Origin of the sequence: Streptomyces anulatus (genome assembly GCF_014650675.1) — a bacterium.
GTDB lineage: Bacteria > Actinomycetota > Actinomycetes > Streptomycetales > Streptomycetaceae > Streptomyces > Streptomyces anulatus.
In genome coordinates this window covers 174,185-187,842 of record NZ_BMVK01000001.1, presented here as the reverse complement: position 1 = coordinate 187,842, position 13,658 = coordinate 174,185, and the positions used below count along the sequence as shown (strand labels likewise).

13 protein-coding genes are annotated in these 13,658 nt (G+C 72.4%); 7 read left to right on the top strand and 6 right to left on the bottom strand.

Features of this window, described 5'->3' with window-relative positions; all coding sequences use genetic code 11:
* Positions 1–9 precede the first annotated feature (9 nt).
* A complete protein-coding gene (locus tag IE272_RS00850; RefSeq protein WP_190006049.1) occupies positions 10–1,407 on the top strand; it encodes a VWA domain-containing protein in 1,398 nt (465 codons plus the stop codon).
* Between the two features lie 24 nt (positions 1,408–1,431).
* Here IE272_RS00850 and IE272_RS00845 read toward each other — a convergent pair whose 3' ends face one another.
* Entirely contained in the window at positions 1,432–2,643 is a 1,212-nt protein-coding gene (locus tag IE272_RS00845; RefSeq protein ID WP_007448551.1) for a pyridoxal phosphate-dependent aminotransferase, read from the bottom strand.
* 85 nt (positions 2,644–2,728) lie between these two features.
* On the opposite strand from IE272_RS00845, the gene IE272_RS00840 reads away from it, so the two are divergent.
* Positions 2,729–3,421: a winged helix-turn-helix transcriptional regulator gene (locus IE272_RS00840; protein WP_190006048.1), complete on the top strand. Its 693-nt coding sequence runs from the start codon at positions 2,729–2,731 to the stop codon at positions 3,419–3,421.
* 48 nt (positions 3,422–3,469) lie between these two features.
* Positions 3,470–4,117 carry a nucleoside/nucleotide kinase family protein gene (locus IE272_RS00835; RefSeq protein WP_190006047.1) on the top strand — a complete coding sequence of 216 codons (648 nt, stop codon included), beginning with the start codon at positions 3,470–3,472 and terminating at the stop codon, positions 4,115–4,117.
* Between the two features lie 69 nt (positions 4,118–4,186).
* Here IE272_RS00835 and IE272_RS00830 read toward each other — a convergent pair whose 3' ends face one another.
* Together IE272_RS00830 and IE272_RS00825 are read right to left on the bottom strand one after the other, a co-directional pair.
* Positions 4,187–5,101 (bottom strand): carbohydrate kinase family protein, encoded by a 915-nt coding sequence (locus tag IE272_RS00830; RefSeq protein ID WP_190006046.1) that lies wholly within the window; start codon positions 5,099–5,101, stop codon positions 4,187–4,189.
* A complete protein-coding gene (locus tag IE272_RS00825; protein ID WP_190006045.1) occupies positions 5,098–6,069 on the bottom strand; it encodes a pseudouridine-5'-phosphate glycosidase in 972 nt (323 codons plus the stop codon). The genes IE272_RS00830 and IE272_RS00825 overlap by 4 nt, the downstream gene beginning before the upstream one ends.
* A 104-nt stretch (positions 6,070–6,173) precedes the next feature.
* On the opposite strand from IE272_RS00825, the gene IE272_RS00820 reads away from it, so the two are divergent.
* Positions 6,174–6,536: a cupin domain-containing protein gene (locus tag IE272_RS00820; RefSeq protein ID WP_190006044.1), complete on the top strand. Its 363-nt coding sequence runs from the start codon at positions 6,174–6,176 to the stop codon at positions 6,534–6,536.
* Between the two features lie 114 nt (positions 6,537–6,650).
* Here IE272_RS00820 and IE272_RS00815 read toward each other — a convergent pair whose 3' ends face one another.
* From IE272_RS00815 to IE272_RS00805, 3 genes are all read right to left on the bottom strand, one after another.
* Positions 6,651–7,853 (bottom strand): MFS transporter, encoded by a 1,203-nt coding sequence (locus IE272_RS00815; RefSeq protein ID WP_056711738.1) that lies wholly within the window; start codon positions 7,851–7,853, stop codon positions 6,651–6,653.
* Positions 7,854–8,030: 177 nt separating this feature from the next.
* On the bottom strand, positions 8,031–8,588 hold the full coding sequence (locus IE272_RS00810; protein WP_190006042.1) for a methylated-DNA--[protein]-cysteine S-methyltransferase: 558 nt from the start codon (positions 8,586–8,588) through the stop codon (positions 8,031–8,033).
* Between the two features lie 120 nt (positions 8,589–8,708).
* On the bottom strand, positions 8,709–9,584 hold the full coding sequence (locus IE272_RS00805; protein ID WP_190006041.1) for a glycerophosphodiester phosphodiesterase family protein: 876 nt from the start codon (positions 9,582–9,584) through the stop codon (positions 8,709–8,711).
* Positions 9,585–9,813: 229 nt separating this feature from the next.
* Between IE272_RS00805 and IE272_RS00800 the strand changes: the two genes are divergently transcribed.
* From IE272_RS00800 to IE272_RS00790, 3 genes are all read left to right on the top strand, one after another.
* A complete protein-coding gene (locus IE272_RS00800; protein ID WP_050358157.1) occupies positions 9,814–10,626 on the top strand; it encodes an MHYT domain-containing protein in 813 nt (270 codons plus the stop codon).
* Positions 10,627–10,665: 39 nt separating this feature from the next.
* Positions 10,666–12,795: an excinuclease ABC subunit UvrB gene (gene uvrB, locus IE272_RS00795; RefSeq protein WP_190006040.1), complete on the top strand. Its 2,130-nt coding sequence runs from the start codon at positions 10,666–10,668 to the stop codon at positions 12,793–12,795.
* A 251-nt stretch (positions 12,796–13,046) separates the two neighbouring features.
* Positions 13,047–13,625: a TerD family protein gene (locus IE272_RS00790; RefSeq protein ID WP_032790790.1), complete on the top strand. Its 579-nt coding sequence runs from the start codon at positions 13,047–13,049 to the stop codon at positions 13,623–13,625.
* The last annotated feature ends 33 nt before the right edge of the window (positions 13,626–13,658 follow it).

Genomic DNA, 13,658 nt, shown 5'->3' with positions numbered 1-13,658 from the left:
CTGGCCGATGTGTTCCTGGCCGCCTACAAGGTCGGCCTCCGACTGCGCGAGCGTACGGAGATGGATGCCTCGCGGCTGGTCAACCACCAGGTCATCTCCGCACTGGTGGAGTCACCGGGCTTTGCCGCGCTGCGCCGGGAGACCGTCGGTGACCCCTACGCGGCAGCCCTGGCCGTCCTCGCCCAGGCCGGCGCCCTGCGCAGGATGCTGGAGCGTTCCCAGGACGCCCAGGGGCGGGCCGAGCAGGCGGCGAGGACCCGCCAGGACGCCGAAAGAGCGGCGACCGCCGTGGCCGAGGCGCTCGGGCGGGCCGCCGAAGAGGCCGATGAGGACGGTGGCGTACCGGCAGCGACCGCCGACGCCCTCCGACGGGCGATCCAGACGGCCGAGGCGATCGGGGCGGCCGCGCGGCTCGCCGCCCAGGACGCCGCGCAGGGCGCCGCCGCCGTCCCCGGCCTCCGGGGAGCCGCGCACCGGGCGGCGGGCGAGGCCGCCGAGGCCGTTCGGGAGGAAGCCGTGCTGATGCGGGCCTGGGGCGTGGGCTCCGGCGAGCTGGAGCGGATGCCGTACGCGCGGCGCGCCCGTCTCGCCGAGCGGCTGCGGGCCGGCCGTCTCGCCCGCTGGGCCGAACTGATCGGCCGCTTTCGGCAGATGGCCGACGGGGAGCGGGCCCGCAAGGTGGAGAGCGCCACCGGGGAGCTCGTCGGCGTCACGCTCGGCGACGATCTCTCCCGCCTGATCCCCTCCGAACTGGCCAACCTCGGCCTGCCCGAGCTGCGCGCCGTCTTCGCCGCGCGGTACGCCGCCGGGCAACTGATGCTCTACGACAGCCGGGGAGAGCAGCCGACGGGGCGGGGTGCCGTCATCGCGTGCGTGGACACCTCCCACTCGATGTACGCGGCAGGGCCCGGCGGGGTCACGCGGGAGGCGTGGTCCAAGGCGTGCGCCCTGGCGCTGCTGGACCAGGCCCGCCACGCCGGGCGCGACTTCGTCGGCATCCTGTTCTCCGCCGAGGACAGGATCCAGGTCTTCCGCTTCCCGGCCGGCCGGTCCGCCGGCATCGAGCAGGTGCTCGACTTCGCGGAGACCTTTCTCGGCGGCGGCACCAGCTACCAGGCGCCCCTGACCGTGGCCCGCGAACTGCTGGAGGAGGAGTTCGACGACGCCACCAGCACACGCGGTGACATCGTGATGATCACCGACGACGAGTGCGGCGTCACCGAGGAATGGATGCGTGGCTGGAACGACGCCAGGCGGGTGCTGGGCTTCCGTCTCTTCGGGCTCGCCGTCGGCGCCCCGGGTGCGGCCGAGGCGGGCTCGGTCCTGGACGCACTGTGCGACAACCTCCGCTCCATCGAGGACCTCACCGACGTCCACGCCGCCGCCGACCTGTTCCGCCTCATCTGACCCCGGCCGGACCGGGCGCGCGGCTCACTGGCGGTATCCGTTCAGGAAGCGGCCGATACGGCTGATCGCCGCGTCGAGGTCGTCGGCGTACGGGAGGGTCAGGATGCGGAAGTGGTCCGGGCGCGGCCAGCTGAAGCCGGTGCCCTGCACCACCTGGATCTTCTCCCGCAGCAGCAGGTCCAGCACGAACTTCTCGTCGTCGACGATGGGGTGAACCTTGGGGTCGATGCGCGGGAAGGCGTACAGCGCGCCCTTCGGCTTCACGCACGAGACGCCGGGAATCTCGTTCAGCCGCTCCCAGGCCCGGTCGCGCTGTTCGTGCAGCCTCCCGCCCGGCGCGACCAGCTCCCGGATGGACTGCCGCCCGCCGAGCGCGGCCTGAATGGCGTACTGGGCCGGGGCGTTGGGGCACAGCCGCATGGAGGCCAGCATGGTGAGGCCCTCCAGATAGTTGCGGGCGTGCTGCCGCGGACCGGACACCACCATCCAGCCGGACCGGAAGCCGGCCACCCGGTACGTCTTCGACAGACCGCTGAAGGTGAGGCAGACCAGGTCGGGGGCGAGGACCGCCGCGCTGTGGTGCTCGGCCCCGTCGTACAGGATCTGGTCGTAGATCTCGTCGGCGAACACCATCAGTCCGTGCCGTCTGGCCAGATCGAGGATGCCTTCGAGGATCTCGCGCGGGTAGACCGCGCCGGTGGGGTTGTTCGGGTTGATGATCACGACGGCCCTGGTCCGGTCGGTGATCTTCGCGGCCATGTCGGCGAGATCCGGATTCCAGTCGGACTCCTCGTCGCAGACGTAGTGCACCGCCTTGCCGCCCGCGAGCGTGGTCACCGCCGTCCACAGCGGGAAGTCCGGGGCCGGGATCAGCACCTCGTCGCCGTCCTCCAGCAGCGCCTGCACCGCCATGGAGATCAGCTCGGACACCCCGTTGCCGAGGAACACGTCGTCCACGCCGACCTCGGTCAGGCCCATGGCCTGGTAGCGCTGGACCACTGCCCGCCGGGCCGAGAGGATGCCGCGCGAATCGGTGTAGCCGTGCGCCTGCGGCAGCATCCGGATCATGTCCTGGACGATCTCCTCGGGAGCCTCGAAGCCGAAGAGCGCCGGATTGCCCGTGTTGAGCCGGAGCACGCTGTGGCCCGCCTCCTCCAGGGCGTTGGCGTGCTCGATGACCGGGCCCCGGATCTCGTAGCAGACCTCGTTGAGCTTGCTGGACTGCCGGAACTCCATGCGCTGCCTCCCGAGCCGAATTGCGATACTTGGTTTTACCAAGCTTCAGCTTGGAAAGTCCAACAACATGTCTAGACTGCGTCGCATGCCACGTCAGCAGCAGCCAGCAGCACGCCCCGTCCGTCGCCGGAGCTACGACCAGTTCGACGCCACCGCCCGCGCCCTCGACTCCGTCGGCGACCGGTGGACGCTGCTGATCGTCCGTGAACTGCTGGGCGGGCCGCGCCGGTACACGGACCTGCACGCCGACCTGCCCGGCGTCAGCACGGACGTGCTGGCCTCCCGGCTCAAGGACATGGAACAGACCGGGCTGGCCCTGCGCCGCAAGCTGCCGCCCCCGTCGGCCGCATCGGTCTACGAACTGACCGCGCGCGGCCGCGCCCTGCTGCCCGTCCTCGCCGCCCTCGCCGAGTGGGGAGCGCCCGCGCTCGCCGAGCGCCGCCCCACCGACGCGGTGCGCGCCCACTGGTTCGCCCTGCCCCTGCTCGGCGCCCTGGCCGGGCTCACCCGGGAGGGCGTCCTCGAAGTCCGGCTGGAGGAGGGCGAGTTCCACCTCCATGTCGGTGGGGGAGCGGGGGCCGTGCTCGCGGGCGCCGCAGCGGGCTCCGAGGTGTACGGATACGGTCCCGCCGACCGCCCCGACGCCCGGATCGTCCTCGACGCCGGGGTGTGCCTGGAGCTCGCGGAGGGCCGGGCGACCTTCGCGGAGGCGGTGAAGGACGGCCGCGTCGAGGTGTTCGGCGAAGGCCCGCTCGCCGCCGAACTGCGAGGCGCCTGAACCTCCCGCACGGAAGCGCCCCTCCGCCGGTCCGGCGATGATGGAGCCGTGCGACTCGAAGCGATCACCTGGGAACGGCTGGCCGGCGAGCTGGCCCGGTACGGCGACGGCCTCTCCGCCGCCGACGGCGGGCCCTGGCTCGCGCTCGGCATCGACGGCGCTCCGGCCGCCCGCACCGGCGAGAGCGCCGAGCGCCTCGCGCAGGAACTGCGGCTGCTCGGCCGCGCGGTGCTCGTCATCTCCACCGAGGGCTTCCTGCGCCCGGCGAGCCTGCGCTTCGAGTACGGGAAGCGGGACCCGGACGCGTACGTCGACAGCTGGTACGACACCGGGGCGCTGTGGCGGGAGGTGTTCGGGCCGCTGGAGGCGGGCGGTTTCGGCCGTGTGCTGCCCGATCTGTGGGACCCCGTGACCGACCGGGCCACCCGTACCCCGTACCACTCCCTGCCCGAGGGCGGGGTGGTCGTCGTGCACGGCCCGTTCCTGCTGGGGCACTGGTTCCCGTTCGCGCTCAGCGTCCATCTGCGGCTGTCCCCGGGGGCGCTGCGGCGACGTACGGCGGAGTCGGAGCGCTGGACCCTGCCCGCCTTCGCCCGGTACGAGGACGAGGTGGCGCCCACGGAGCGCGCGGACGTGGTGGTCCGGGCGGACGACCCGTCGCACCCCGCCTGGTCGGGGCTGCCCGGGAGCGGGTGAACCCGCGCACGGCGTGAAACGGACACCACCGGACGGGCGGCGGCCGCTTCCGGACGGCGGCGTCCGCCGCTACCGGACCGGTGGTGGCCGGCCGCCCACCACGGCCACGGCCGCCGCCCCCGCCCGGCAGCCCTCGGCCGCCGCGGCCAGGTCCTCGGCCCCGGCCAGCAGAGCCGCGAGGTACCCGCCGGTGAACGCGTCGCCCGCCCCCGTCGAGTCGACCGGCTCGCGCACCGGCGGGGCGGGGACGCGGCCGACGACCTCGCCCCCGGCGGCCACCACGGCTCCCCGCGCGCCCAGGGTGACGACGACGCGCGGGAACCACCGGCTCAACTCGGCCGCCGCGGACTCCGGCCCGGACAGCCCGGTGAGCAGGCGCGCCTCGTCCGCGTTCGGCAGCAGCAGCTCCGCCCCCTCCGCGAACTCCAGGAACCGCTGGGGCCCCAGCTCGCCGAGGAACCCGGCCGACGCCGGGTCCACGCTCACCGGAACGCCCCGCTCCACGGCGGTGCGCAGGGCGAGGAGGGCGGCGGCCCGGCTCGTCTCGGCGAACAGGAGATAGCCGGAGAGATGCAGCCTCCCGACGCCGTCGAGCATCGTGGGCGCGAAGTCCTCGACGGCGAGCCGCAGCACCGCCCCGCCATCGGTCAGGAACGTCCGCTCCGCCGCCGCGTCGACCAGGGCGATGACGGTCGCCGTCGGGAACGCGTCGTCCACCGCCAGGAACGGCCGCACCCCCGCCCGCTCCAGCTCCTCCCGGTGCCAGCCGGCCGACTCCGCCCCCGCCCTGGCCAGCAGCCGGACCTCCGGACAGCCCGAACGCACGGCCCAGCAGGCGACGTTGGCCCCCGCGCCGCCCGGCAGCGTACGGATCCGGGCCGCCGTGTCCGTACCGTGGGCGAGCACCGATCCGTACCGCGCCACCACGTCCGTGACCACGTCCCCCACCACCAGCAGCCCGCCGCCCGCCGCCGGACGGTTCACCGGGCGACCGCCGCCGCGACGGCGATCCGCGCCGCGAGAGCCACGTTTCCGCGGACGGCCGCCAGATTCGCCTCCAGCGAAGCGCCCCCGGTCCGCCGCATCAGCTGGTCCAGCAGGAACGGAGTGACACCCTGCCCCGAGATGCCCCGCTCCCGGCACGCGTCCAGCGCCTCCGCCAGCACCCGGTCGTGCAGCGCCGGATCCAACTGGTCCTGCGCCGCCACGGGGTTGGCGACGATCAGCGCGGCCGGCGGGCCGCCCAGCGCCTCCTTCGCCCGGATCACCTCCACCACCTCCTCGGGGCTGCGCACCGTCCAGTCGACGGGCTCGCCGGAGCTGCTCAGGTAGAAGCCGGGGAAGTGCCCGGTGCCGTAGCCGACGATGCCGACGCCGAGGGTCTCCAGCCGCTGGAGGGTCGCCGGGACGTCGAGGATCGACTTCACCCCCGCGCAGACCACGGTGATCCCGGTGCGGGCGAGCAGCCGCAGATCGGCCGACTCGTCCTGGTTCTCGGACCACTCCCGGTGTACGCCGCCGAGCCCGCCCGTCGCGAAGACGCCGATCCCCGCCCGCGCCGCCAGGAACGCCGTCGCGGACACCGTCGTCGCCCCGCTCGCCCCGGCGGCGAGCGCCGGGGCGAGATCGCGGTGCCCCAGCTTGCGCACCCCGGGATCTCCGGCGATCCGCTCCAACTGGTCCTCGCTCAGACCGACATGGGCCCGCCCGTCCAGGACGGCGACGGTGGCGGGGACGGCGCCGGCGGACCGGACGATTCCCTCCAGCTCCCGGGCCACGGACAGGTTGCGGGGGCGCGGCAGACCGTGCGCGATGATCGTCGACTCCAGTGCCACGACGGGCGGACCGGCGCTCAGGGCGGCGCGCACCTCCGCCGAGAGCACGGGTTCGTAGGCGTTCGTCTCAGGGGTCTTCGTATCCGCGGGACGTTGGTCCGGTGGGTTCTGAGGCATGCCCCATCCCTGTCGCGGCCGGGAGGGGCGCAAACCACGGGCGGACGTGCTGTGGCGGGTCCTGGCCGCCGGGTGGCCGGAAGCGATCGCTAAGGTGACCGGCCATGACGACATATGACCAGGTACCCGCCTCCTTCGCCGTGCACATCCCGGACGCCGAACTCGTTCCGGAACCTCTCGATCCGGCGCAGATCGTCTCGGGCGACCCCGTGGTGACGGGCAAGGTGCTGTGGGAATCGGCCGACGGCAAGCAGATCCGGGGAATCTGGCAGATCACGCCCGGCGTGGTCACCGACACCGAGGTGAACGAATTGTTCGTGGTCGTGAGCGGCCGGGCGACGGTCGCGGTCGAGGGCGGGGCGACGCTGGAGATCGGCGCGGGGGACGCCTGCGTCCTGCGCGAGGGCGACCGGACGACCTGGACCGTTCACGAGACGCTCCGCAAGGCGTACCACATCAGCCTCTGACGGCTGGAGGCTGAGCTGTAGCTGTAGCTGTAGCTGTAGCTGTAGCTGTAGCTGTGTCTGAGGCGGTGGGGGCGGTTGCCGGCGGTTGCGGCCGGGGTGCGGTCCGGCGGCGTGTCAGCCGCTGACCGCTCCCGGCCGTCGCAGGCTCCGGCGCAGGGCGAGCGCGGCGACCGGCAGCAGCAGCGCGGCGCCGATCGCGTTGAGGGGGCCGTATCCCCACTGGGCGACGATCACCCCGGCCGCCGCCCCGCCGACGGCCGCCGCCGCGTTCATGGTCAGGTCCGACAGCCCCTGCACCGCGGCTTGGGCGGACCGGGGGACCGCGTCGGTGAGCAGCGCCGAACCGGCGATCATCCCCGCCGACCAGCCGAGGCCCAGCAGGAACAGGCCCGCGGCGGTCTGCCCGTGCCGGGGCCCGGCGGTGCCCGCGAGCAGCGCCGCGCAGCTCAGCAGTCCGACGGCCAGCCCGATCACGGCCAGTCGGCCGAACCGGTCGGCCAGCCACCCCATCACCGGGGAGAACGCGTACATGCCCGCGATGTGCCCGCTGATGACGAGCCCGATGAGCTGGAGACCGGCGCCGTGCCGCCCCAGGTCGACCGGGGTCATCACCATGATCGACACCATGGCGGTGTGCGACACGGTGACCGTCAGCAGGGCGAGCCGCGCCATCGGTGACTCCCGGACGGCCTCGACCCCGGCGCGCAGTGAGCGCTTCGGGGGCGCCGTCGGGCCCTCCGGGGCCAGGGCGCGGGCGGTGAGGAGCGGATCCGGGCGCAGCGCGAGCGACACGACCAGTCCGGCGACGAGGAACACGGCGGCCGAGCACAGATACGGCCCGGCGGCCTCGGGCACCGGCGTACCGCGGAACAGCCGGCTCGCCGGGGCCGAGATGTTGGGGCCCACGACCGAGCCGATCGTGGTGGCCCAGACGACGGTGGAGATCGCCCGCCCCCGCCGCTCCGGCCCCACCAGGTCGGCCGCCGCGAACCGGGCCTGGAGACCGGCCAGGGACCCGGCGCCGAACGCGGCCATGCCGAGCAGCAGCAGCGGGAAGCTGGGCAGCATCGTGGCCAGGACCACCAGACCACCGCCCAGCGCACCGATCACATAGGCGAGCGTCAGGCCGGACCGGCGGCCCCGGGCGGTCATCAGGGCGGCCAGCGGCAGCGACAGCAGCGCCGTGCCGACGACGGACGCGGTCGGCGCCAGCCCGGACAGCGCCTCCGATCCGCTCACCTCGGCGGCAAGCATCGGGGCCAGGGCGATGCCGATGGCCACGCCGAGGCCGCCGAGTATCTGGCTGATGATGAGCACGGCCGACGTCCGGCGCTGGAGAGCGGGCAGGCCGGCAGCCGTGACCTGGGGGAGGGAGAGGGGTCGCGTCACCGGCGCAGTGTGTCACCGCCCGGCCGCCGCCGTGCACCCGGGCGGGTGAACGGACCCTGTTCTGGAGCAGCGTTCGCCGAGCGGGCGGAACTTTCAGAACACGCCTTAGAACAGCGGCTGCGGCAGGAACCCCTCCAGCGCCAGCAGCTGCCGCTTGGTCTCCAGACCGCCGCCGAACCCGCCCAGGCCGCCGTCGCTCTCCACCACCCGGTGACACGGCACCACCACCGGCAGCGGGTTGGCCCCCATGGCCGCGCCCACCGCCTGCGCCCCCTCGGGCCGGCCGACCCGCGCGGCCAGTTCCCCGTACCCGACGACCGTCCCGTAGGGCACCCCGGAGGCCAGCTCGCGGAGCACCTCACGGTGGAACCCGGAGGTCAGCGACCAGTCCAGATCGAGGTCGAATTCCTGCTGCTCGCCCGCGAAATACGCCGCGAGCCCGCGTATCGGCCCGGCGAGCCGCGCGGAGCCGGGCGCCTCCACCGGATCCGCGCCGAACCGGGTCCGCAACCGGTCGAGGACCGCGTCCCGCACGGCGGGGCGGGCGTGGAAGGACACACTCACCAGACCGGCCCCGGTCGCGGCCAGCAGCAGCGGGCCGATGGCGCTGTCCACGACGGTCCACTCGACGGCCGGCTCGGCACCGGTCCCGTAGCTGTTCATGCCGACCACCGTACGACCCGCCACTGACAGCGGCGGGCCCGTCGGTGGAGAACCGGCGGGCCCGCCGGCGGGAAAACGACGGGCCCATCGGCGGAAGCCGACGGGCCCGCCCCTGCCGCGTCAGCTCGTCGCGTCGCGCACCACGTCGGGGAAGTTGGTGATGATGCCGTCGACCCCGTAGTCACGGGCCTTCACCGCGTCCGCCGCCTTGTTGACCGTCCACGTGTTCACCCGCAGACGCTTGCCGTGCGGGCCCTTGAGCCGCTGGACGGCCGCCACGTAGTCCGCGCCGATCGTCGCGTACGAGGGGTTGATCTGATCGGTGAACGCCGCGTACGCGGGCAGGTCGGCCACCGCCGGGGTGCCCAGGAAGCCGGTCGTGATGTCGGGGCGCAGGCTGTGCACCTTCTTCACGCTGTCGGCGCCGAAGCTCTGGATGACCAGCCGGCTCCGTACGTGGGAGCGGTCCAGCCACCCCGACCGTCCCAGGACCTGGATGATGTCCCGCTCGATGCCCGGGTAGGTCGCCGGGCTCTTGATCTCCAGGAGCAGCTTCTGCCGGTTGTGCTCCACACGGTGCAGGAACTGGGTGAGCGTCGGCACCCGGGCCCCGGTGAACTGCGTTCCGAACCAGCTGCCCGCGTCGAGCTTCGTCAGCTCCGCCGCGGTGAAGTCCTTGACCGCCCACGGCGCCCGGTCGGGGAAGACCTGCTCGACGTCCGTCGTGCGCTTCAGGTCGGTGTCGTGCAGGACGACGAGCACGCCGTCACGGGTGCGGTGGACGTCGTTCTCGACCCAGTCGATGCCTAGCGCGTCCGCGGCGTCGACGGCGGCGAGGGTGTTCTCCGGCGCGTAGCCCGATGCCCCCCGGTGGGCCACGACGACCGGGGCGTCCTGCCGCTCCGGAGCCTCGGGCCGGTCGGCGGGCAGCAGCAGGGCGCCGGCGCCGAGCAGGGCGGCGGCCGTGGTGGAGGCGGTTGCGGTGCGGACGAACACGGTGACTCCTCACGTCGGGAGTGTGCGGACACGCAGAGAGTGACAGCGGCCCGCCAACGCCCGGCGGGGCGGCGATGGCCGCGAAATGAACGGAACCTTCGGTCCCGGGGCCACCGCCGGAGCAGGGCACGAGGACGTGCCGATAAAATGGGCCTTCTTTGTCTGCCTGCCGGGACTCGCCTCTTGGGGACTCTCCTCGACCCCGGGCTTTCTCGAAGGGCGTACGCGCATGCAAGGAACAGTCGACGGTTTCACCTACGGCCTGGTGACTCCGGTCGCGGCGTTCCTCATGGCCGCCCTGGGAGCCGCCCTCGGGCTCCGCTGCACCACCCGGTCCCTTCACGCCTCACGCTCCTGGCGGGCCGGCTGGCTGGCGCTGGGTTCGCTGTCCATCGGCTCCGGGGTGTGGACCATGCACTTCGTCGCGATGACGGGCTTCACCGTCCAGGAGGCTCCGATCTCCTACGACAAACCCCTCACCTTCGCGGGCCTGGCCGTGGCCGTGGTGATGATCGGCATCGGCATTTTCATTGTCGGGTACCGGGGCGCGACCCGCATGGCGTTGATCACGGGAGGCACCATCACCGGCCTCGGCATCGCCTCGATGCACTATCTCGGCATGGCGGGCATGCGCATGGACGCACAGTTCGCGTACGACACCCCCCTCGTCGTCCTCTCGGTGCTGATCGCCGGGTGCGCCGCCACCGGAGCCCTGTGGGCGGCCGTCACCCTCCGTGGAGCCCTCTCCGGCCTCGGCGCGAGCATCCTGATGGCCGTCGCGGTGACCGGGATGCACTACACCGGTATGGCCGCGCTCGACGTGCACCTGCACCTGCCGCCCACCCTGCCGCCCGACCTGGCCGACGTCCTGCCGGGCGACCGGCCCGCCGAGATGATCGGCCCGATGCTGGCCGGCCCCGCCTGCTTCCTGCTCCTCGCCGCCGTGGTGCTCCTGTTCGACCCCAGGGCCGTGACGGGCGACCCCGCCCCGGGCCCGCGGAGCACCGCCCGCGAGAGGGTGGGAGGGGCCCGGTACCGCTGATCCGGGGCCGTTGTCAGTGGCGAGCCGTACGGTGGTTGCATGCGGCCCGTTTCCAAGATCGAACGTTCGGTGGCGCCCTTCGAGGTCGTCAGTCCCTACCAGCCCAGCGGAGACCAGCCGGCGGCCATCGCCGAGCTGGAGCGGCGTATCCGCGCGGATGAGAAGGACGTCGTCCTGCTCGGCGCGACCGGCACCGGCAAGTCGGCGACCACCGCCTGGATGATCGAGAAGCTGCAGCGCCCCACCCTGGTGATGGCGCCGAACAAGACCCTCGCCGCCCAGCTGGCCAACGAGTTCCGTGAGCTCCTCCCGAACAACGCGGTGGAGTATTTCGTCTCGTACTACGACTACTACCAGCCCGAGGCGTACGTCCCGCAGTCGGACACCTACATCGAGAAGGACTCCTCCATCAACGAGGAGGTCGAGCGGCTGCGCCACTCGGCGACGAATTCGCTGCTCACCCGGCGCGACGTCGTCGTGGTCGCCTCCGTCTCCTGCATCTACGGCCTCGGCACGCCCCAGGAGTACGTGGACCGCATGGTCCAGCTCAAGGTGGGCGAGGAGATCGACCGCGACCAGCTGCTGCGCCGCTTCGTCGAGATGCAGTACAGCCGCAACGACCTGGCGTTCACCCGCGGCACCTTCCGGGTCCGGGGCGACACCATCGAGATCTTCCCGGTCTACGAGGAGCTCGCCGTCCGCATCGAGATGTTCGGCGACGAGATCGAGGCGCTGTCCACGCTCCACCCGCTGACCGGCGAGATCATCAGCGAGGACCCCACGGTCCACGTCTTCCCCGCCAGCCACTACGTCGCCGGGCCCGAGCGGATGGAGAAGGCCGTCGGCGGCATCGAGCGGGAGCTGGAGCTGCGCCTGGCCGAGCTGGAGAAGCAGGGCAAGATGCTGGAGGCCCAGCGACTGCGCATGCGCACCACGTACGACATCGAGATGCTCCGCCAGATCGGCACCTGCTCCGGCGTCGAGAACTACTCGATGCACTTCGACGACCGCGCGCCCGGCACCGCCCCCAACACCCTCCTCGACTACTTCCCGGACGACTTCCTGCTCGTCCTGGACGAGTCCCACGTCACGGTCCCGCAGATCGGCGCGATGTACGAGGGCGACGCCTCCCGCAAGCGGACCCTCGTCGACCACGGCTTCCGGCTGCCCTCGGCCATGGACAACCGGCCGCTGAAGTGGGAGGAGTTCCTGAAGCGGATCGACCAGACGGTGTACCTCTCCGCCACTCCGGGGAAGTACGAGCTCTCGCGCGGCGACGGGTTCGTCGAGCAGATCATCCGCCCCACCGGCCTCGTCGACCCCGAGGTCGTGGTCAAGCCCACCGAGGGCCAGATCGACGACCTGGTCCACGAGATCCGCAAGCGCGTCGAGCGCGACGAGCGGGTCCTGGTCACCACGCTCACCAAGAAGATGTCGGAGGACCTCACCGACTACTTCCTGGAGCTCGGCATCCAGGTCCGCTATCTGCACAGCGACGTCGACACCCTGCGCCGCATCGAGCTGCTGCGCGAGCTGCGCTCCGGTGAGTACGACGTGCTCGTCGGCATCAACCTCCTGCGCGAGGGCCTCGACCTTCCCGAGGTGTCCCTCGTGGCCATCCTCGACGCCGACAAGCAGGGCTTCCTGCGCTCCGGCACCTCGCTCATCCAGACCATCGGCCGCGCCGCCCGTAACGTCTCCGGCCAGGTCCACATGTACGCCGACAAGATCACCCCGGCCATGGCGCAGGCGATCGACGAGACGAACCGCCGCCGCGAGAAGCAGGTGGCGTACAACACCGAGCGCGGCATCGACCCGCAGCCCCTGCGCAAGAAGATCAACGACATCGTCGCGACCATCGCCCGCGAGGAGGTCGACACCGAGCAGCTGCTCGGCACCGGCTACCGGCAGGGCAAGGAGGCCAAGGCGCCGGTGCCCGCGCTCGGCGGCAAGGCCGCCAAGGGCGGGGCGAAGGGCAGGGCGGCCTCGCCCGGCGCGGTCCTCAGCGACCGGCCCGCGACCGAGCTGGCCGGGATCATCGAGGAGATGACCGAGCGGATGCGGGCCGCCGCCGCGGATCTGCAGTTCGAGGTGGCCGCCCGGCTGCGCGACGAGGTCGGTGAGCTGAAGAAGGAGCTGCGTCAGATGAAGGAGGCGGGCCTCGCCTGATCCGGGTGGCCCGACCGGCGCGTGATCGCCACTGACGCGCGCCGGTTCCGTGCCCTCCCCACGCCGGAGTCCGAGGTGGATTCCGGCCTGGAATCCGGCGTGGAATCCATGGCGCCGGGCATGCCGCGCCGGGTGTGTTGCAAGACCGACACAAAAACGGACCGAGCCTGCTGCCGCCCGGGGTGGAATGCGTAGGGTGCGGGGAAACCGCACACGGATGGTTGCGGGGCAATGCCGAGAGGGGACAGCGCGTGACGGTCAATATGACCAAGGGTCAGGCCATCAGCCTGCAGAAGAGCGACGGGGGGACCCTGACCGCGGTACGGATGGGGCTCGGCTGGCAGGCGGCTCCGCGCCGCGGTCTGTTCGGCTCGCGCACCCGCGAGGTCGACCTGGACGCCTCGGCGGTGCTCTTCGCCGACAAGCAGCCGGTCGACGTCGTGTTCTTCCGCCACCTCGTCAGCGATGACGGCTCGGTCAAGCACACCGGCGACAACCTGGTCGGCGGCGCGGGCTCCGGCGGCGACGACGAGGCGATCCTCGTCGACCTCCAGCGCATTCCGGTCCACATCGACCAGATCGTCTTCACGGTGAACTCCTTCACCGGGCAAACGTTCCAGGAGGTCCAGAACGCCTTCTGCCGCATCGTCGACGAGACCAACGGCCAGGAGCTCGCCCGGTACACGCTCGACGGCGGCGGCCAGTACACCGCCCAGATCATGGCGAAGGTGCACCGCGCGGGCAGCGGATGGCAGATGACGGCCCTCGGGAACCCGGCCAACGGCCGCACCTTCCAGGACCTGATGCCGTCGATCCTCCCGCACCTGTAGGACCCGCACCGGTCCGGCACGGCCGGCACCGAG

Bases quoted from the DNA above. Each gene is read 5' to 3' on its own strand.
- IE272_RS00845 (WP_007448551.1), bottom strand. From the start codon at position 2,643: ATGGAGTTCCGGCAGTCCAGCAAGCTCAACGAGGTCTGCTACGAGATC.
- IE272_RS00840 (WP_190006048.1), top strand. From the start codon at position 2,729: ATGCCACGTCAGCAGCAGCCAGCAGCACGCCCCGTCCGTCGCCGGAGC.
- IE272_RS00825 (WP_190006045.1), bottom strand. From the start codon at position 6,069: ATGCCTCAGAACCCACCGGACCAACGTCCCGCGGATACGAAGACCCCT.
- IE272_RS00820 (WP_190006044.1), top strand. From the start codon at position 6,174: ATGACGACATATGACCAGGTACCCGCCTCCTTCGCCGTGCACATCCCG.
- IE272_RS00810 (WP_190006042.1), bottom strand. From the start codon at position 8,588: ATGAACAGCTACGGGACCGGTGCCGAGCCGGCCGTCGAGTGGACCGTC.
- IE272_RS00800 (WP_050358157.1), top strand. From the start codon at position 9,814: ATGCAAGGAACAGTCGACGGTTTCACCTACGGCCTGGTGACTCCGGTC.
- uvrB (WP_190006040.1), top strand. From the start codon at position 10,666: ATGCGGCCCGTTTCCAAGATCGAACGTTCGGTGGCGCCCTTCGAGGTC.